General features: G+C 70.6%; 14 protein-coding genes. 5 read left to right on the forward strand and 9 right to left on the reverse strand.

The window, feature by feature from the left end; genetic code table 11:
- Position 1: 1 nt before the first annotated feature.
- The gene (locus KV106_RS18165) at positions 2-601 is read right to left on the reverse strand and encodes a YqgE/AlgH family protein (RefSeq protein ID WP_057590823.1); all 600 of its coding nucleotides are present in this window, start codon (positions 599-601) and stop codon (positions 2-4) included.
- Between KV106_RS18165 and KV106_RS18170 the strand changes: the two genes are divergently transcribed.
- Positions 602-2104 carry a cryptochrome/photolyase family protein gene (locus KV106_RS18170; RefSeq protein WP_261211508.1) on the forward strand — a complete coding sequence of 501 codons (1503 nt, stop codon included), beginning with the start codon at positions 602-604 and terminating at the stop codon, positions 2102-2104.
- Between the two features lie 70 nt (positions 2105-2174).
- Here KV106_RS18170 and KV106_RS18175 read toward each other — a convergent pair whose 3' ends face one another.
- From KV106_RS18175 to KV106_RS18200, 6 genes are all read right to left on the reverse strand, one after another.
- On the reverse strand, positions 2175-8294 hold the full coding sequence (locus tag KV106_RS18175; RefSeq protein ID WP_261211509.1) for an Hpt domain-containing protein: 6120 nt from the start codon (positions 8292-8294) through the stop codon (positions 2175-2177).
- A 25-nt stretch (positions 8295-8319) separates the two neighbouring features.
- Positions 8320-10647, reverse strand: coding sequence for a methyl-accepting chemotaxis protein (locus KV106_RS18180; RefSeq protein ID WP_057590820.1), 2328 nt, complete (start codon positions 10645-10647; stop codon positions 8320-8322).
- Between the two features lie 46 nt (positions 10648-10693).
- Positions 10694-11227: a chemotaxis protein CheW gene (locus KV106_RS18185; RefSeq protein ID WP_057598084.1), complete on the reverse strand. Its 534-nt coding sequence runs from the start codon at positions 11225-11227 to the stop codon at positions 10694-10696.
- Positions 11228-11246: 19 nt separating this feature from the next.
- Complete coding sequence (locus KV106_RS18190; protein ID WP_057590818.1) at positions 11247-11612, reverse strand: response regulator; 366 nt, start codon at positions 11610-11612, stop codon at positions 11247-11249.
- Positions 11613-12011: a response regulator gene (locus KV106_RS18195; RefSeq protein ID WP_057590817.1), complete on the reverse strand. Its 399-nt coding sequence runs from the start codon at positions 12009-12011 to the stop codon at positions 11613-11615.
- Positions 12012-12092: 81 nt separating this feature from the next.
- A complete protein-coding gene (locus KV106_RS18200) occupies positions 12093-12263 on the reverse strand; it encodes a rubredoxin (RefSeq protein WP_007838397.1) in 171 nt (56 codons plus the stop codon).
- Positions 12264-12374: 111 nt separating this feature from the next.
- On the opposite strand from KV106_RS18200, the gene thiD reads away from it, so the two are divergent.
- Together thiD and hemL are read left to right on the forward strand one after the other, a co-directional pair.
- Positions 12375-13340: a bifunctional hydroxymethylpyrimidine kinase/phosphomethylpyrimidine kinase gene (gene thiD / locus KV106_RS18205; protein WP_057590816.1), complete on the forward strand. Its 966-nt coding sequence runs from the start codon at positions 12375-12377 to the stop codon at positions 13338-13340.
- A gap of 20 nt (positions 13341-13360) precedes the next feature.
- On the forward strand, positions 13361-14647 hold the full coding sequence (gene hemL, locus KV106_RS18210) for a glutamate-1-semialdehyde 2,1-aminomutase (RefSeq protein WP_261211516.1): 1287 nt from the start codon (positions 13361-13363) through the stop codon (positions 14645-14647).
- A gap of 9 nt (positions 14648-14656) precedes the next feature.
- Here hemL and KV106_RS18215 read toward each other — a convergent pair whose 3' ends face one another.
- The gene (locus KV106_RS18215; RefSeq protein ID WP_261211517.1) at positions 14657-16057 is read right to left on the reverse strand and encodes an amidase family protein; all 1401 of its coding nucleotides are present in this window, start codon (positions 16055-16057) and stop codon (positions 14657-14659) included.
- A 29-nt stretch (positions 16058-16086) separates the two neighbouring features.
- Complete coding sequence (locus tag KV106_RS18220; protein ID WP_261211518.1) at positions 16087-17073, reverse strand: Bug family tripartite tricarboxylate transporter substrate binding protein; 987 nt, start codon at positions 17071-17073, stop codon at positions 16087-16089.
- 159 nt (positions 17074-17232) lie between these two features.
- Between KV106_RS18220 and KV106_RS18225 the strand changes: the two genes are divergently transcribed.
- Together KV106_RS18225 and KV106_RS18230 are read left to right on the forward strand one after the other, a co-directional pair.
- Complete coding sequence (locus KV106_RS18225; protein WP_261211519.1) at positions 17233-18129, forward strand: LysR substrate-binding domain-containing protein; 897 nt, start codon at positions 17233-17235, stop codon at positions 18127-18129.
- Positions 18130-18280: 151 nt separating this feature from the next.
- Positions 18281-18784: a hypothetical protein gene (locus KV106_RS18230; protein WP_057590812.1), complete on the forward strand. Its 504-nt coding sequence runs from the start codon at positions 18281-18283 to the stop codon at positions 18782-18784.
- Positions 18785-18820 lie beyond the last annotated feature (36 nt).

Genomic DNA, 18820 nt, shown 5'->3' on the forward strand with positions numbered 1-18820 from the left:
TTCACGCATGCCCCGCGTCGGGCGAGAGCTTCCAGGCCTCCAGGCCCAGCAGCAGCAGCGCCTTGTCGTAGCGCTGGTCGATCGGGGTGTCGAAGATCACGGCCGGGTCGGCGCCGACCGTGAGCCAGCTGTTCTCGGCCAGTTCGGACTCGAGCTGGCCCTCGCCCCAGGCCGCGTAGCCCAGCGAGACCAGCACCTTGCGCGGGCCGGCGCCGGTGGCCAGGGCCTCGAGCACGTCCTTCGAGGTGGTCATCTCGAGGCCGCCGGGGATGGTCATGGTCGAGGCGTAGACCGATTCCTCGGGTTTCTCGGACTCGGTGAAGACCGGCTCGTGCAGCACGAAGCCGCGCTCGGTCTGCATCGGGCCGCCCTGGAACACCGGGGCCTCGCCGATCTCGGGGCGCGCGAGGTGCAGCTCGATCTTCTCGAACAGCACCTTGAGGTTGATGTCGCTGGGTTTGTTGATGACCAGGCCCAGGGCGCCGCGCTCGCTGTGCTCGCACAGGTAGACGACGCTGCGGTTGAAGGTCTTGTCTTCCAGGCCCGGCATCGCTATCAAAAAGTGATGCGTCAGGTTCATCGGGGCAGAATCGGAAGCCATATGCCTCCGATTTTACTGGCCGTCGACAAGACCTACCCCAAAGGGCTCATGTGGTTCCGCCGCGACCTGCGCGTGGACGACAACGCGGCCCTCTACCACGCCCTGCGAAGCTGCCGCCAGGTGGTCTGCGTGTTCGTGTTCGACAGCACGATCCTCGCCCCCCTGCCGCGGGTCGACCGGCGGGTGGAGTTCATCCGCGAATCGCTGCTGGAGCTCGACGAGGAACTGCGCGCGCTCGGCGGCGGGCTGATCGTGCGGCATGCGGCGGCGGCCGAGGAGATTCCGGCGCTGGCGCGCGCGCTCGAGGTGCAGGCGGTGTTCGCCAACCGCGACGACGAGCCCGAGGCGCTGGCGCGCGACGCCGGCGTGTTCGGCGCGCTGGCCAACGCGGGCGTGAGCTTCCACACCCACAAGGACTCGACGATCTTCGAGCGCGACGAGCTGATGACCAAGACCGGCCAGCCCTACACGGTCTTCACGCCCTACAAGCGGGCCTGGCTGGCCAAGGTCGACGACTTCTTCCTCAAGTCCTACCCGAGCCGCGGCCATGCCGACGCGCTGGCGCCGCCGCCCGAGGGCTGGCGCGCGCCCGTGCCCTCGCTCGAGGCGCTGGGCTTCGCCAAGAGCAACCTCGGCACGCTCGAAATACCGACCGGCACGCGCGGCGCGGCGATCCTGTTCGAGGACTTCTTCGAGCGCATCGACCGCTACGAGGCGGCGCGCAACTATCCGGCGGTGCGCGGGCCCAGCTACCTGGGCGTGCACCTGCGCTTCGGCACGGTGTCGATCCGGCAGGTGGCGGGCGTGGCGCGCCAGCTCTCGCTGCAGGGCGACGCGGGCGCCGCGACCTGGCTCAGCGAGCTGATCTGGCGCGACTTCTACTTCCAGATCCTGGCCCACTTCCCGCACGTGCACGAGAAGGGCGAGTCGAAGAGCTTCCGCCCCGAGTACGACCGGATCCAGTGGCACCACGGCAAGCATGCCGACCAGCTGTTCGAGGCCTGGTGCCAGGGCCGCACCGGCTATCCGCTGGTCGACGCGGCCATGCTGCAGATCAACCAGAGCGGCTACATGCACAACCGGCTGCGCATGGTGGTGGCGAGCTTCCTGTGCAAGGACCTGGGACTCGACTGGCGCCGCGGCGAGGCCTACTTCGCGCTGCACCTCAACGACTTCGAGCTGGCCTCGAACAACGGCGGCTGGCAATGGGCCAGCTCGAGCGGCTGCGACGCGCAGCCCTACTTCCGCATCTTCAACCCGGTGACGCAGAGCGAGCGCTTCGACCCCGACGGCAAGTTCATCCGGCGCTACCTGCCGCAGCTCGCGGGGCTGTCGAACGGCGCGATCCACGCGCCATGGACCGCGACGCCGGTGGAACTCGAGGCCGCCGGCGTGAAGCTCGGCGAGAACTACCCGGTGCCGGTGGTCGACCATGCCGAGGCGCGCGAGCGCACGCTGCAGCGCTACGCGGTGGCACGCAGCAAGACGCTGGCGAAGAAGTAGCGCCGGCAGCCCCAAGGGAAAAGCCCGGAGGCTCCTCGCCGTCCGGGCTTTTTCTTGTGGGGCGCGCGCCTCAGGCGGCCGCGAGCGTCGCCGTGTCGCTGGTGTAGGCCCGCACCAGCCGCAGCAGCTCTTCTTCGGAGTAGGGCTTGCCGAGGTAGTGGTTCACGCCGAGGTCGCGCGCATAGTCGCGGTGCTTCTCGGCGATGCGCGAGGTGATCATGATGATCGGCAGCTCGGCCAGCGCCGCGTCGCCGCGGATGTTGCGCGCGAGGTCGAAGCCGTCCATGCGCGGCATCTCGATGTCGGACAGCACGACCGCCGGGCGCTCCTGCTGCAGCCGCTCGAGCGCCTGCAGGCCGTCGGCCGCGAGCGAGACCCGGTAGCCTTCGCGCTGCAGCAGGCGCTGCGTGACGCGGCGCACGGTGATGGAGTCGTCGACCACCAGCACCAGCGGGATCTGCGGCACCACCGGCGCCAGCGCGGCGGCCGGGTCCTGGCCGTGCGGGCCGCGCGCCTCGGCGACCGGGGCCGCGACCGCCGGCTGCGCCAGCGCGGCGGCCTGGCGCGCACGCGCCTGTTCGCCATGCACCGCGGCCAATGCCACCGGGTTGTAGATCAGCGCCACCGCGCCCGAGGCCAGCACCGAGATGCCCGCCAGGCCCGGCAGACGCGCGAGCTGCGGCCCGAGGTTCTTGACCACCACTTCCTGGTTGCCCAGCACTTCGTCGACGTGCAGCGCCACGCGCTGCGCGGCGCTGCGCACGATCACCAGGGTGTTGGTGCGGCCCGCGATGTGCTCGCTGCGCGGCGAGGCCTGCAGCAGCGCGCCGCCCCAGTAGAACGGCACCTGTTCGCTGCCGAACGGATGGGTGTCGTGCAGGTAGGCCGACTCGAGGTCGGTGGCGTTCACGCGCTGCACCAGCTCGACCAGGTTCGACGGCACGCCGATCGACACCTCGCCGAAGCGCAGCATGACCACGTGCGTCACCGCGGTGGTCAGCGGCAGCACCAGCTTGAAGGTGGTGCCCTGGCCCGGCTGGCTGCGCGTCTCGATGCGGCCGCCGAGCGCGGCGACCTGCGCACGCACCACGTCCATGCCGATGCCGCGGCCCGCGAGTTCCGACACCTGGCCGGCCGTCGAGAAGCCGGGCCGGAAGATCAGCTCGGTGGCTTCCTCGGGCGTGAGCGCCTGGTCGGCCGCGAGCAGGCCCAGCGAGCGGGCCCGCTCGGCGATGCGCTCGTGGTCGAGGCCGGCGCCGTCGTCGCGGAAGCTCACCGACACGTCGTTGCCCTCGTGCGCGAGGTCGATCACGATCAGGCCGCTGGCGTCCTTGCCCGCGGCCTCGCGCCGCGCGGCGTCCTCGATGCCGTGGGCCACGCAGTTGCGCAGCAGGTGCTCGAAGGCCGGCGTCATCCGGTCGAGCACGCCGCGGTCCATTTCGATCGAGCCGCCGGTGATGTCGAGGCGCACCTGCTTGCCGGTGTCCTTGGTGGCCTGGCGCACCACGCGGTAGAGGCGGTCGGAGATGCCCTCGAACTCCACCATGCGCGTGCGCAGCAGGCCGCGCTGCAGTTCGCGCGTCTGGCGCGCCTGCACGCTGAGGTCGTCTTCCGTCGCCTGCACCGTCTTCTGCAGGGTGCGCTGCACGGTCGCCACGTCGTTCACCGACTCGGCCATCATGCGCGTGAGTTCCTGCACGCGGGTGAAGCGGTCGAACTCCAGCGGGTCGAAGCCCTGCTGCGAATCCTTGGCCTGGGCCAGCCGCGACTGCATCTGGCTCTCGGCCTGCACCTCGATGTCGCGCAGCTGCTGGCGCAGGCGGTCGAGGTTGCCGGTGAGGTCGGCCAGCGAGCCGCGCAGCGAACCGAGTTCGGCCTCCAGGCGCGAGCGCGTGATGATGACCTCGCCGGTCTGCGCCATCAGGCGGTCGAGCAGCTGGGTGCGGATGCGCACGGCCTGGCCGACCGGCGCGCGCAGCGGCGCGAGCGAGGCGGGGGCCGGACGCACCGGCGCGGGCGTGGCGGCCGACGCCGGCTCGGCGTCGGCATCGACCGCGGCGATGGCGTCGTTGGCGGGCTCGGGGTGCTCGGTGGGCACGGGCGCCGCGGTGGCCTCGGCCACGCGCTGCGCGAGTTCGACCTGGGTCGCGTCGTCGGCCGCGCGCAGCGCATCGAAGGTGGACTGCAGCGTGTCGAGCCGCACCAGCAGCTTCTCGATGTCGGAACGGTCGACGTGGCCCTGCGTGCCCAGCAGCTCGATCTCGGATTCCATGCGGTGCGCGCGCTCGCCCAGGCGCATCGCGCCGGCCAGCCGGGCACTGCCCTTGAGCGTGTGCAGCGTGCGCAGCACCGAGGTGCGCGGCGCGCCGTCGTCAGGATGGTGCGACCACTGGCGCAGCGCCTCGCCGAGCTGCGGCAGCAGTTCGGCCGCCTCTTCCTCGAAGATCGGGAACAGGTCGACGTCGACCGCGTCGGCCAGGTCGATGGCGTCCTCGGAGTCGTCGAGTGCCACGTCGGCGCCGCCTTGCGGCGACACCACCTGCAGCGGCGCGCGCGGCTCGTCGTGCGCGAGTTCCTCGGCGTAGGGCGAGGGCATCGGCGACGCGGCGATGTCGCGCAGCGCCTGCAGCGTCTGCTGCGAGGGGTCGCGCAGCAGACCGACCGCGAACTGGTGCAGCAGGCGGCGCAGCTCGTCGGCCGCGGCGACCAGCACCATGCCCTGCTCGCGCGTGCCGCTGCCCTGCATCTGCAGGTGCTGCAGCGCGGCCTCGAAATAGCGCGCCATGCCCGACAGGCTGTGGAAGCCGACCGTGGCCGAGCTGCCGGCCAGCGAGTGGGCCAGCGCGATGGTCGAGTCGGCCACGCGTTCGTAGGGCTGCAGCGCCCACTCGCCGACCTCGGTGGCGAGCTGGCGCGACCACTCGTCGGCCTCGTTGAGGTAGACGTTGTAGAGCGCGATGCCGATGCGCAGCGGACCGATCACCTTGACCTGGTCGTCGGCGCTGCCGCCCACGGCCACTTCCAGCGGTTGCGCCGGTGCGGCCACGGGTTCGGGTTCGGCGACGGGCGCAGCCTCGGCTTCGGCCTGCCCCGCTTCTTCGGGCTCGGCAGGCGCCTCCAGCGGCAGGGCCTCGGCCGCGACATCGACCAGCGCGGCGGTCTCGGGCGCGGCCGGCTCGGGCGCGACCGTGGCGGCCTGGGCGAACTCGGCCGGAGCTTCCACGGGCTCGAGCCGGATCTCGGGGAAGTCCATCGGCACGGCCGTGCCGGCATCGCTGGCTTCGCGCAGCGGCAGCGGCTCGGGCGTCCAGTCGAGGTCGGGCAACGCCGGCGCGGGGGCTTCGGCACTTTCGGCCGAGGCTTGCGCGGCGTCGATCGACAGCGCGGAGGACGGCAGCTCGGACAGGCCGGCGGCCTCGATCGCGGCCTCCTCGGCCGGCGCGCTCGCCTTGGCGGTGGCGCCGATCGGCGCCAGGAAGTCGAAGTCGATGCCGTCGCCGAGCGCGGTCGGCAGCGGTGCCGGCGCGGTGGACGAAGGCTCGCGGGTCTCGAAATCGAGGAAGTCGGTGGAGACGAAGTCGTCGTCTTCCGGGCCGGCGGTGCGCGCCTCGGCCTGCGGCACGTCGGAGACGTCGGTGGCGTCGGCCGGTTCGAGCGACAGGTCCGGCAGGTCGGGCAACTCGGGCAGCGCGAGCGCGGCGGCGGTCGACAGCGAAGGCTGCGGCGGCAGTTCCTCGAGCGGCGCCGGCGAGGTCGGCACGGGATCGGCGGCAATCTGGCGCGCCGCGATCGCGAGTGCCTCGGCATCGGCCACGCGCGGCGGCGCGGTCGGCACCGGTTCGCCGGCCAGCAGGGCCTCGGCCAGGCGGCTGAACGGGGCCGACTGCCAGCCGTGCGGCGCCGAGGCCGCGATGTCCTCGACCCACAGGCCGAAGTCGCGCAGCGCCTGCTGCGTGCCGGCCAGCAGCTCGGGGGTGGCGGGGCGCTGGTCGGCGAGCCAGGTGTTGAGCACCTGCTCGAGCGACCAGGCGGCATCGCCGAAGTCGGTGAGGCCGACCATGCGCGAGCTGCCCTTGAGCGTGTGGAAGGCGCGGCGCAGGACCGTGAGCGCGTCGGTGTCGTCGGGGCGGCCGCCGAGCGCGACGATCGCGTTCTGGCCGTTGTGCACCACCTCGCGCGCCTCGTCGAGGAAGATGTTCTGCAGGTCGTCTTCCTCGAGCTCGGTGACCTCGGTGTCGGGCAGCGCGGCCGGGCCGACGATCTTGGCGGTCCAGCTGTCGGCCTTGCTGCTGAATTCCTCGATCGGCGAGGGCTTGGTCTTGCGCGCCGGCGTGGCCAGCGCGGCCAGCCTGGAAGCGATCTGCGCGTCGACCTCCTCGATGCTCAGCAACGGCTCGGCGGCCGGCGCGGCCACGTTCTCGGCGTCCTCGGCGTCGGCGGCCTGGCGGCCCATCAGCGGCTTGAGTTCGCCGATCTCGGCGTCGAAGACGAACAGGCGCTTGGCCAGCGCCGGCTGATAGCCCAGCATGTCGATCAGGAAGCCGAGCGCGCCGAGGTTGTTGCCCAGCGCATCGAAGCCGGCCATCTCGTCGGCCGGCGAGGCGCTGCCCACCATGGCCTCGACCTCGTCGCGCATGCGCTGCACGGTGTGCGCGGCCTGGTCGAGGCCGAGCACCGAGAACACGCCGCGCATCTGCTGCAGCTGGCTCGGCACGGTGCGCAGCAGGCCCTTTTCGCCGGGACGGCGGAAATACTGGTCGAGCGACTTCTCGAGTTCGCTCAGGTGGCTGCGCAGCTCGTCGACCACGGTGCCCATGGTCTGGCGGTCGCTGACGCGGCGGTACAGGTCCTCCATCCAGGGCTCGAGCGGCTCGGAATGGCCGCCCGCGCGCACGCGCTCGATGCGCCCGGCGAGCTTGAGCATGCGCTGGGTGAGCTGCGGATCGCTGGGGTCGAGGTCTTCGAGCGCGGCCTCGAGGTAGAGCACGGAGGTCGCGACTTCCATCGCGAGCTCGGTGTCGGGCGGCTGGCCGCTGCGCACCGAGGCATCGACGGCATGCGCGAGCGCCTGCACCATCGGCTCGCTCGGCGGATGCAGCCGGTGCAGCGATTCGCCGAGCTGGGCGAAGGTGTCGGCCACCTGGCGGGTGCGCGAGATGTCGCCGCCCGAAAGGCCGGACCACATCTCCTTGGCGGTCTCGATGCGCTTGCGGGCCTGGGCCAGCACCAGCGGATCGAAGCGGCCGAACTGCTCGACCGTGTAGTCGACGCGCTGCTCGTGCGCGATGCCCCAGGCCGTGCGCACGCTGCGCAGGGTGGCGGCTTCGTCGCGCGCGGTGGGCATGGCCTGGGCGCAGAAGAAGAGCAGGTCCTGGCCGAGCCGGTCGGACACCACGCTGTCGCCGCGCGCGAGCGTGGCGTACTGCAGCAGCACGCGCGAGGCGGCGCGCTTGACGTAGCTGTCGGCGGGCACGAGGCCCAGCGCCAGCGCCTCGAAGAAGCCGGCCGCCAGGGTCCAGAAGCTGGCCACGCGCGGCAGCAGCGCGCCGCGGCCGAGCCCCAGGCACAGCGCCTGCAGGCGGCGCGCGGCCTGCGGGTCGCCGGTCTTGACCAGCTGCAGCACCTCGCGGTCGAGCCGCGAGCGCACCGAGGGATCGTAGGCCAGCGAGGCCTGCGTGAGCGCGGGACGGATCTCGACCCAGCGCCAGCTGGCGCTCCAGAGATCGGCCGGATGCACGCGCTCGTTGCCGACCAGCTCGAGCACCTCGCGGTACTGCGGGAACAGCGCGATCGAGGACACGTTCTTGCCGGCCAGCAGGGCCTGCAGGAAATCGGTGACGGCGAAGCCGGCGCGCTCGATCTTCAGCGCGGCGCTGTCGGTGCAGCGCTGCGGTTCGGCCACGAAGCCCTGCACCGCGAATTCGATCGAGCCGAGCACCAGCGCGGGCGCGTTGTGGCCCACCATCTGCAGCGCGCCGACGGCCTGGTGCAGTTGCTGGCGCGCCATCTGCAGCGGGCCGCTCTCGATCTCGGCCGCATTGCCGACGTCGCGCGCGAAGCGGCGCAGCGACTTGCCGACGTTCTCGAGCGACTTCTGGATTTCTCCGAGCACCCAGGCCAGCGGCCCGAGGTCTTCGGTGGCCGGCGGATTGCCGGCGAGGGGGGCCGCGACGGGGGATTGGATAGCCACCTTGGATGCTCGCCGTTCTTCTGTGTCAGGCAATCTTGAAACGGGCCACCGAACGACGCAGTTCCTCGGCCATCTGCGACAGCTCGCGCACCTGCTGCGCGGTGGTCCGCGTGCCTTCGCCGGTCTGCTCGGTCACGGCGAAGATGTGCTGGATGTTGGCGGCCACCACGTTGGCCGAATCGGCCTCGCGAGACGCGGACTGCGAGATCTGCTCGATCAGCTCGGCGAGGCGGCGCGACACGCGGTCGATCTCGGACAGCGCGGTACCCGCGTTGTCGGACAGCTTGGCCCCCTCGACCACGCCCTGCGTGGAGCGCTCCATGGCGCCCACCGCGTCCTGCGTGTCGGTCTGAATCGCCTTCACCAGCGCCGAGATCTGGCGCGTGGCGTCCGCGGAGCGTTCGGCCAGCCGCTGCACTTCTTCCGCCACCACCGAGAAGCCGCGACCGGCTTCACCGGCCGACGCGGCCTGGATGGCGGCGTTCAGTGCCAGCACGTTGGTCTGTTCGGTAATGTCCGAAATCAGCTCGGTGATTTCGCCGATCTCCTGCGAGGATTCGCCCAGCCGCTTGATCCGCTTGGAGGTTTCCTGGATCTGGTCGCGGATGGCGTTCATGCCGCCGATGGCGTTCTGCACGGCCTGCAGGCCCGAGGACGCGGCCTGCAGCGACTGGCGCGCCACCGTGGCGGATTCCTGCGCCTGCGAGGACACGCCGTTGATTCGCTCCGCCATCGTCAGCACCGACTGGCCGGTTTCGCGGATCTCGCGCAGCTGTTCGGTCGAGGCCGCCAGCAGCTCGGTCGAGGTGCTTTCCACCTGCGAGGTGGTCAGCGCCACGCGGGTGGCCGTGTTCTGCACGTTGCCCACCAGCAGCCGCAGTTCTTCCACCGTGTAGTTCACCGAGTCGGCGATGGCGCCCGTGATGTCCTCGGTCACGGTGGCTTCCTGCGTCAGGTCGCCCTCGGCCACCGTCTGCAGTTCGTTCATCAGCCGAAGAATGGCGGCCTGGTTGGCGTTGTTGATGCGGCTGGCCTCCTCCGAGGCCTGCTCGGCCGAGAGACGTTCGCGCTCGGCGTTGGCGGCGCGTTCGCGGCCTTCGCGCACCTGCACGAAACCGATGGCGCCGGCCAGTGCCAGGGCGGCCAGCGAGAGCACGAACAGCAGCACGATGGTGCCGGCGCCCAGGCCGGTGCGCGCCGACAGCTTGTCCTGCAGCTCGCCCAGCGATTTGCGCAGCGGTTCGCTGTCGGTCAGGATCGACGCCTGCGCTTCGCGCGCCGCCACCAGGCCCTGCAGGTTGCCCAGAATGGCCGAGGCCTGCGTGCGCATCTGCTCGTAGGTCTTCAGGATGGCTTCGAGCTGCTGGCGCGTCTGCGGGTCCTTCGAGCCGGGGAAGCGTTGCTGCGCATTGCCGTCGAGCAGGCCGCGCGTGGTTTCCTGGAAGGTGTTCAGGTCCTTGCCGAGCAGGAACACGGCGTCGGGGTTCACGCCCTCGACCGTGAAGAACTCGTTGGTCGACTTGCCGATGCGCTGCGTCAGCATCACGAGCTGGCCGGCGGCCGAGATCTCGGGCAGCGTGGCGTTCTGCTGCATCTTGAGCGAGGCGACGGTCTCGGTCATCTCGAGCAGTGTGGACGACTGCTGGTTGATGTCGCGCAGGGCGGCGCCCACCTGGGTCAGGATCTGGCGCTGGGCCAGCACGGCCTTGGCGCTCGCGTCGGCGCGCGCGACCAGCGGATTGATCTTGCCCATGTCCTCGCCGTAGGCCTCGCCCACGGCCTCGAGGCGCAGCGCCTCGTCGCCGTTGGTCAGGCCGTTGACGCGGCGCGTGAGGTCGTCGGCGCTGTCCTTCACCTCGGTGAAGGCCGGCGCGCTGCCCACCAGGGCCTGCGAGATCGACTTGGCGAGGCGCTGCGACTGCATCAGCGACTGGCCGGTGGCCGCCACCTGCTGCGCGAGCCGTTCGGCGCGCAGGATGGCGAGGCCGGCGACCAGCAGCAGCGCGAGCACCACCACCGCCAGCAGGATCGCGAGCACGCGCTGCTGACGCGCGGGGCTCTGGCCGGCGCGGCCGTCGTCCGCGAGCAGGTCGGCGCTGGCATCGGGCCGGCCGGGCTCGTTGGCGGCCTCGCCGCCGTCGACCAGGGCACCGCCCTCGCTGAACGAGCTGGCCGCCGGCGCGCCGCCGAACGACGTGTCGCCCGGCGCGCGCGCGATGCGCACGGTTTTTTCGTCGGGGACCTGCACCGTGTCGACGTTGTCGATCGCGAGCGAACCCGAACCATCGACGCGGGCCTTGTCGTTGCCGCTGGCGGGCAGTAATTTCTTGAACTTGTCGGCGATCGAGCTCACGGTCGGTCCTTCAGGTGGTGGTCGGGTGCACAGGCGCCTGTGACAGCTAGGCGCCGATACTCAGAAACTGGGGCTGCTGCGACAGCGCCTGCAGGTTGACTTCCTGCCAGCGTTCGCCGGCGGCGTCGGTGTAGAGATGCCCGGCCCAGGGTGGCGCATCGGCGCCCGGGGGCTCGGAGGCCGCGAAGGCCTCGACGCCGCGCAAGCCCGCCAGCCGGTCGACCAGCAGCGCGCAGTTGACGTCGAGCAGCTCGTTGAGCGCGACCAGCCGCGACTGGATGCGGGCCGCTTCGCTGGCGGCCGGACCGCTGGGCGCGCCGCCCGCGAAGGCCGACAGCTGCACCACGCCGTAGAGGCCGCCGCGCAGGTTGGCCACGCCGAGGAACCACGGCGCCGTGTAGGGCACGGGCTGCGGCGGCGTCCAGGGAAAGATTTCGCCGGCATGGCCGAGCGGGAACAGGTACTTGCCCTCGCCCGCCTCGACCGCGAGCCAGGTCGCGGCCACGCCGGTGGTGCGCGCGGCCTGCAGGCGGCTCGCCAGCCGGGACTGGAAGGCTCTCAGTGCGTCGCGATTCGCCATGGGCTCGGCAGATCCGCGCTCAGTTCAGCGCGCTGATCTTCGACATCAGCTCCTGCGCGTTCACGGGCTTCACGATGTAGTCGCGCGCGCCCTGGCGCATGCCCCAGACGCGGTCGGTTTCCTGGTTCTTGCTCGTGCACAGGATGATCGGGATCGCGGCGTACTGCGGATCGCGGGCGATCGCGCGCGTGAGCTGGAAGCCGTTCTGGCCGGGCATGACCACGTCCATGAGGATCAGGTCGGGCTGGTCTTCCTCGAGGCGGCGCATGGCGTCCTCGGCGTTCTCGGCGGTCTTCACGGCGAAGCCGTTCTTGTGGAGCAGGTCGGACAGGAACACCAATTCAGTCTTGGAGTCGTCGACGACGAGGATTTTTCGAATGGGCATTTACTGCACTTCCTGTGAAACGTTGCCGAACTGCTGCACGGCCTGCAGCAGCTGGTCTTTGGTGAAAGGCTTGGTCAGGTAGTCTTGCGATCCGACCATGCGGCCGCGCGCCTTGTCGAACACGCCGTCCTTCGACGACAGCATCACGACCGGGACCTTGGAGAAATGGGCGTTGCGCTTGATGATGGCGCAGGTCTGGTAGCCGTCCAGCCGCGGCATCAGGATGTCGCAGAAAATCAGGTGCGGCTTGTGGTCGTTAACCTTGGAGAGCGCGTCGAAGCCGTCTTCGGCGAGGAGAACCTCGTGACCACCCTGCTTCAAAAAAATCTCGGCACTGCGCCGGATGGTGTTGCTGTCGTCGATGACGAGCACCTTGTAACCTGATCCATTCGGGCCCATTGCAAAAGCTCCTGCTCATGAGACTTGGATGCCCGCCGCGCCGTACACCGGCGCAGATCGCGTAGCTCTATGCCATGCTTTTCAGATTTCAACCATTTCGAAGTCTTCCTTGCGCGCACCGCACTCGGGACAGGTCCAGTTCATCGGAACGTCGGCCCAGGCCGTGCCTGCCGCAATCCCGTCCTCCGGTACACCTACCGCTTCGTCATAGATCCACCCACAAATCAGGCACATCCAAGTTTTCGTATTCATCGGAGCTTAAAGTCCTTGTTCATTAAATGCAACGAGTGTATCTATGCGTATCTCACTGGCGCCCTGTAAACGTCGCGCCCATGCCACCATCCAGCGGATTCCGCCCGGCGTATGACCTTCCACTTACATCCAGCAGACAGCGTTGACAAACCGGGCGATCTTAACGATCCCCTGCCCGACGACGGCGCATTGGCGGATCAGGACCTGAATCCCCCTTGCGTCCTGGTGTTCAATGCCAGCGACCCGAGCGGTGCCGGCGGCCTGGCCGGCGACGGGCTGGCCATGGGATCGGTGGGCGCCCACATGCTGCCGGTGGTGACCGGTGCCTACGCCCGCGACACGGCCGAGATCTTCGACCACTTCGCCTTCGACGAGGAGGCCATCGCCGAGCAGACCCGCTCCATCCTCGAGGACGTCGAGGTGCAGCTGATCAAGGTCGGCTTCGCCGGCACGCCCGAGGCGCTGAGCACCATCGCCGAGACCGCCGCCGACTACCCCGAGGTGCCGGTGGTGGCGTACATGCCCAACCTCTCGTGGTGGGACGAGAACGAGATCGATGCCTACCTCGACGCCTTCCGCGACCTGGTGCTGCCCCAGACCACGGTGCTGGTCGGCAACCACAGCACGCTGTGGCGCTGGCTGCTGCCCGACTGGAGCGGCGAGCGCCCGCCCGGCGCGCGCGACATCGCGATGGCGGCCGGCGAGTTCGGCGTGCCCTACACCCTGGTCACCGGCCTGGTGCTGCCCGACCAGTTCATCGACAACGTGCTGGCCTCGCCGCAGTCGGTGCTGACCAGCGAGAAGTACGAGCGCCTCGAGGCCGTGTTCTCGGGCGCCGGCGACACCCTGTCGGCCGCGCTGGCCGCGCTGCTGGCCAGCGGCACCGACCTGGTGGCCGCCACCACCGAAGCGCTGGCCTACATGGACCGCTGCCTCGACGCGGGCTTCCGCCCCGGCATGGGCCACGTGCTGCCCGACCGCCTGTTCTGGGCCGAACCCGAGCCCGAGGAGGACGATGGCGAGCCCGGCGACGACGTGCCCGACTTCGCCCTGCCGCCCCACGACACCCGCCACTGATTCCACTTCCCCCGTTCCAGATGCCCAATTCCGATCGCAACGACATCCTCTTCGAGCGCGCCCGCGCCGTGATTCCCGGCGGCGTGAACTCGCCCGTGCGCGCCTTCAAGGCCGTCGGCGGCACGCCCCGCTTCATCCAGCGCGCCCAGGGCGCCTACTTCTGGGATGCCAACGACAAGCGCTACATCGACTACATCGGCTCCTGGGGCCCGATGATCCTGGGCCACGGCCATCCGGCGGTGGTCGAGGCGGTGCAGAAGGCCGTGCTCGAGGGCTTCTCTTACGGCGCGCCGACCGAGCGCGAGATCGAGCTGGCCGAGGCCATCCTCGCGCTGGTGCCGTCGATGGAGATGGTGCGCCTCGTGAGCTCGGGCACCGAGGCCGCGATGAGCGCGCTGCGGCTGGCGCGCGGCGCCACCGGCCGCAAGACCATCATCAAGTTCGAGGGCTGCTACCACGGCCATGCCGACGCGCTGCTGGTCAAGGCCGGCTCGGGCCTCGCCACCTTCGGCAACCCGACCTCGGCCGGCGTGCCGAGCGAGGTGGTGCAGCACACGCTGGTGCTCGAGTACAACAACCTGGAGCAGCTCGAGGAGGCCTTCGCGCTGCACGGCAACGACATCGCCTGCCTGATGATCGAGGCCATCGCCGGCAACATGAATTTCGTGCGCGCCACGCCCGAGTTCGCCCAGCGCTGCCGCGCGCTGTGCACGCAGCACGGCGCCCTGCTGATCTTCGACGAGGTGATGACGGGCTTTCGCGTCGGCCTGCACGGCGCGCAAGGCGTGCTGGGCATCGCGCCCGACCTCACGGTGCTCGGCAAGGTCATCGGCGGCGGCATGCCGCTGGCGGCCTTCGGCGGCCCGCGCGCCATCATGGAACAGCTCGCGCCGCTGGGCCCGGTCTACCAGGCCGGCACGCTCTCGGGCAACCCGGTGGCCACGGCCTGCGGCCTGGCCACGCTCAAGGAGATCGCCAGGCCCGGCTTCTACGAAGCACTGGGCCGCAAGACCCGCGCGCTGGTCGACGGCCTGAAGGCCGCGGCCGCCGCCGAGGGTCAGCCCTTCAGCGCCGACAGCGAGGGCGGCATGTTCGGCTTCTTCCTGATGAACGAGCTGCCGCAGAACTACGCCAAGGTGATGACCACCGACAACGCGCGGTTCAACGCGCTGTTCCACGGCCTGCTGGAGCGCGGCGTGTACATCGCGCCCGCGCTCTACGAAGCCGGCTTCGTGAGCGCCGCGCACAGCGACGCGGACATCGCGGCCACCGTCGAGGCGGCGCGCGAGATCTTCAGCAAGCGCTGAGCGGGAGGCTCAAGCCGGGTCGATGGCCGCTATGGGCCCGGCCTCGGCCTCGAGCACCTCGGCCGCCGCCAGGCACAGGTCTTCGCGGAAGCGATCGCTCACGAGCTGCACGCCCGTGGGCAGGCCCTGACGCAATCCCATCGGCACCGACAACCCCGGCAGCCCCAGGATCGCTGTCGCCAGCAGCGGGCTCTGGGCATCGAGCAAGTCGCGCATCGCGGCCGCGCCGCGCTGGTCGGCATCGACCGGGAACGGGCGGCGCCACGACACCGGCATCAGCAGCAGCGGATGGCGCTGCAGGAACAGCGCCCAGTCGCGCATCAGCCCCGTGCGCGCGGCCAGCGCGCGCATGTAGGCCTCGGTGTCGAACGACGGCGCATGCGCGTCCATCGCGCGGTAGGCCTGGCGGATGGTCTGGTCGCCGTCGCGCAGCAGCGCCGGTTCCACCAGCAGCCGGCTGTCGGCCATGGTCAGCGCGAGCCACAGCTCGGCCGCCTCGCGCAGCCGCGGCGGCTCCACCGGCTCGACGCGGTAGCCGGCACCCTCGAGCCGGCGCGCGGCGCGCTGCAGGGCATCGGCCACCTCGGGATCGCAGGCGTAGCCGGGCAGCGCGGTGCACAGCGCCACGCGCAGCGGACCGGCCGGCGGCGTGCCCTCGAGCGGCGCGGGCACCCACCACGGGTCGCGCGCGTCGCGCGCGGCCATCGCGGCGAAGGCCAGCCGCAGGTCGCGCACGCTGCGCGCCAGCGGCCCCTGGACCGAGCTGAGCTGCACCACCGGCGGCCGCTCGCCGCTGCCCGACGGGTTGAAGGCCGGCACGCGGCCGAAGCTCGGGCGCAGGCCGTAGACGCCGCAGGCATAGGCCGGGTAGCGGATCGAGCCGCCCTGGTCGTTGCCGTGCGCGATCGCGCCGATGCCGACCGCGACCGCGGCCGCCGCGCCGCCGCTCGAACCGCCAGGCGTCAGCGCCGCGTCGTGCGGATTGAGGGTGCGCCCGTGGGCCGCGTTGTCGGTGAACCAGCGCATCGAGAACGCGGGCGTGTTGGTGCGGCCGATCGGAATCGCGCCCGCGCGCCGCAGGTTCGCGACCACCGGGCTGTCCTCCGCGGCCACGACCTTGCGATAGGCCTCCACGCCGTTGGTGGTGGCATGCCCGCGCTGGTCGACGTTGACCTTGATGGTGACCGGCACGCCGTGCAGCGGCCCGGTGGCCTCGCCGCCGGCCAGCGCGGCGTCGGCCTGCCGCGCGGCCTGCAGTGCTTCCTCGGCGCCGCCGTCGACCACGGCATTGATGCGCGGATTGACGGCCTCGAGCCGTTCCAGGCTGCTGCGTACCGCCTCCACGCACGAGAGTTCGCGTGCCGCGATGCGCCGCGCGAGTTCGGCGGCCTCCAGTTGCCAGGGTTGCATGGCTTGTCTCCTCGAAAAAGATGGATGGATCAGTCGCCCTTGACGCCCGCGCGCCGCACCGCCTCGGCCCAGCGCGGCTTCTCACGCTTCATCAGCGCGCTGAGCTCCTCGGGGCTCGAGGGCAATGCCTCGATCGACAGCGCGGCATTGGCACGCACCACGGCCGGGTCGGCCAGCGCGGCGCGCAGCGCGGTGTTGAGCCGGTCGACCGTCTTGCGCGAGGTGCCCGCGGGCGCCATCAGCGCACCCCAGGCCACCACCTCGAAGCCCGGCACGCCGCTCTCGGCCACGGTCGGCACCTCGGGCAGCACCGCGGCGCGCTTCGCGCTGGTCACGGCGATCGCCTTGACCCGGCCCTGCTGCACGAAAGGCAGCACCGCCGAGATGTTCTCGATGGTCACGTCGAGCTGGCCGTTGACCATGTCGGCCACCGCCTGGGTGCCGGTCTTGTAGGGCACCTGCACCATCGTGAGCCCGGTCTCGGTCTTCAGCAGCTCGCCGGTCAGGTGGCCCGCGCTGCCGATGCCGGGCGTGCCGACGGACAGCTTGCCCGGATGCTCGCGGCCGTAGGCGACCAGTTCCTGCAGGCTGCGCACCGGCAGGTCCTTGCGCACGATCAGCACGTAGGCGTTGCTCGAGATCAGGCCGACCGGCACCAGGTCCTTCTCGGGCACGTACGACAGCTTCGAGAAGAAGGCCGGGTTGATGCTCAGGGTCACGAGGTTGCCGTAGCCGACCGTGTAGCCGTCGTTCGCCGAGCTCACCAGGGCCTGCGTACCGACGATGCCGCCCGCGCTGGGCCGGTTGTCCACGATCATGGCTTGCCCCAGTTCGCGCGCCATCGCGTCGGCCACCGGGCGCATCGCGACGTCGACGCCGGAACCGGCGGCATAGGGCACGATGAATTTCACCGGGCGCTCGGGGTACTGGGCCGAGGCGGCCAGCGCGGCCGTGGCCAGGGCGGCCAGGACGGCCACAGCGGCACGGCGGGTCCATGCGAATGACAGGGCAGGCACGAAGCATCTCCTCTTGGGGAATCCCGCCGTTCACCACGAGCCGGCTGGTGGCCGAAGTCTAGGAACCGGGCCCGCGCCGCAAAAGACAATCGCTTGTCGCGATGACAACCTGCGTTTGTCGGTAGATTCCCGCGCACGGCCGGGCGGCAGAATGCCCGCATGAAGGATCACCAGCTCAAGGCCTGGCTGCGGCTGGCCGACACCGGCAGCATCCGCGCCGCCGCGCGCAGCCTGTACCTGAGCCAGGCGGCGGTGACCAAGGCGATCCGCGAGCTCGAGGCCGAGGTCGATGCGCAGCTGGTGCTGCGCAGCTCGCGCGGCATCGAGTTCACCGAGTCCGGTCGCCAGCTCACGGTGCGCGCGCGGCTCGCGCACCAGCAGCTCGAGCTCGCGCGCCAGGACATCCGCATCCTGCAGGGCAGCCAGCACGGCCGCGTGGCGGTGGCGGTGACGCCGATGGTGTTCCTCGGCGTACTGCCCGAGGTGGTGCGCGCCTTCCGCAAGGCCATGCCGCAGGCGCAACTCAAGCTGTTCGACGGCCTGATCCCGCAGGTGCTGCCGCTGCTGCGCGAGGGCGCGGTCGACTTCGCCGTGGCGGGGCCGGTGGCCTCGGCCCTCGATGCCGACTTCGCGTTCGAGCGGCTCGACATGATCGAGATGGCCGTGCTGTGCCGGCGCGGCCATCCGCTGCGCCATGCCACGCGCTGGGAGGAGATCGCGGGCGCCGAATGGCTGATGCACCTGGCACCGGGCAGCCAGCACAGCTTCCTGCTCGAGCAGTACGCAGCGCAGGGCCTGCCGCTGCCCGAGCACCGCATCGAGGTCGCCTCCTTCGGCGTGAGCTGGGGCCTGTTGACGCGCAGCGACGCGCTGATGGTGGGGCCGGCCGGCATGCTCACGATGCCGCCCTATGACGCGCTGGTGGAGCGCGTGCCGCTCGCGATGCCGGTGCCGCCGCTGGAACTGGGCATCGTCTCGCCGCGCGGCAAGCCGCTGTCGCTGGCCGCGCTGCGGCTGGCCGAGCTGTTTCGCAAGTACCTGGCGCGGCCGGCCTGAGCGGCGGCCCGCCCGCATGCGCACGGGCATGTGCCACGGCGATGACAGCGGCGGCGTGTATATTGCGCCCGCGCTTCGCGGAGCGCGACACCAGGGAAGAAGCCATCGCGGCCAGCCTCGAGCCGCACGAGATCTCCAGAACGTCCAAGCCATGAAATTCCTGCGCCAGTTGCCGGTCCTGAGTGCCGCTCTCCTTCTCTGTGGCCCGGCGCTCGCGCAGTCGGTGGACTTCACGCTGCCGACCTTCGACCAGCCCTTCGAGATCCAGAAGACCTGGATCAACGTCGGCTTCTACTCGGCCCACTTCGACCGCGACAAGGGCCTCGAGAACAAGAACCCCGGCCTGGGTTTCGAGTACCCGCTCAACGACGTCTACCGCGTCACGCTGGGCACCTTCCACAACAGCGACCGGCGCCAGTCGCACTACCTCGGCCTCTACGTGCTGCCCTTCGAATTCCACGGCGTGCGCTTCGGCGCCGTGGTCGGCGGCTTCGACGGCTACCCCAACTACCGCAACGGCAACTGGTTCCCGGCGCTGATCCCCACCGCGGCGATCGAGGGCAAGAACTGGGGCCTCAACATCGCCTACGTGCCGACGATCAAGAACCGGCTCTATGGCGCGCTGAGCTTCCAGCTCAAGTACCGCTTCGAATGAGCGGTCGCCCGGGCCCATGAAAAAAGGCGGCCATCG

It is taken from the genome of Variovorax endophyticus (genome assembly GCF_025376855.1).
GTDB lineage: Bacteria > Pseudomonadota > Gammaproteobacteria > Burkholderiales > Burkholderiaceae_C > Variovorax.

What these genes read in the sequence shown, in the direction of transcription:
- KV106_RS18165 (WP_057590823.1), bottom strand. Translation starts at nt 601, where the DNA reads ATGGCTTCCGATTCTGCCCCGATGAACCTGACGCATCACTTTTTGATA.
- KV106_RS18170 (WP_261211508.1), top strand. Translation starts at nt 602, where the DNA reads ATGCCTCCGATTTTACTGGCCGTCGACAAGACCTACCCCAAAGGGCTC.
- KV106_RS18185 (WP_057598084.1), bottom strand. Translation starts at nt 11,227, where the DNA reads ATGGCGAATCGCGACGCACTGAGAGCCTTCCAGTCCCGGCTGGCGAGC.
- KV106_RS18190 (WP_057590818.1), bottom strand. Translation starts at nt 11,612, where the DNA reads ATGCCCATTCGAAAAATCCTCGTCGTCGACGACTCCAAGACTGAATTG.
- KV106_RS18195 (WP_057590817.1), bottom strand. Translation starts at nt 12,011, where the DNA reads ATGGGCCCGAATGGATCAGGTTACAAGGTGCTCGTCATCGACGACAGC.
- KV106_RS18200 (WP_007838397.1), bottom strand. Translation starts at nt 12,263, where the DNA reads ATGAATACGAAAACTTGGATGTGCCTGATTTGTGGGTGGATCTATGAC.
- thiD (WP_057590816.1), top strand. Translation starts at nt 12,375, where the DNA reads ATGACCTTCCACTTACATCCAGCAGACAGCGTTGACAAACCGGGCGAT.
- hemL (WP_261211516.1), top strand. Translation starts at nt 13,361, where the DNA reads ATGCCCAATTCCGATCGCAACGACATCCTCTTCGAGCGCGCCCGCGCC.
- KV106_RS18215 (WP_261211517.1), bottom strand. Translation starts at nt 16,057, where the DNA reads ATGCAACCCTGGCAACTGGAGGCCGCCGAACTCGCGCGGCGCATCGCG.
- KV106_RS18225 (WP_261211519.1), top strand. Translation starts at nt 17,233, where the DNA reads ATGAAGGATCACCAGCTCAAGGCCTGGCTGCGGCTGGCCGACACCGGC.
- KV106_RS18230 (WP_057590812.1), top strand. Translation starts at nt 18,281, where the DNA reads ATGAAATTCCTGCGCCAGTTGCCGGTCCTGAGTGCCGCTCTCCTTCTC.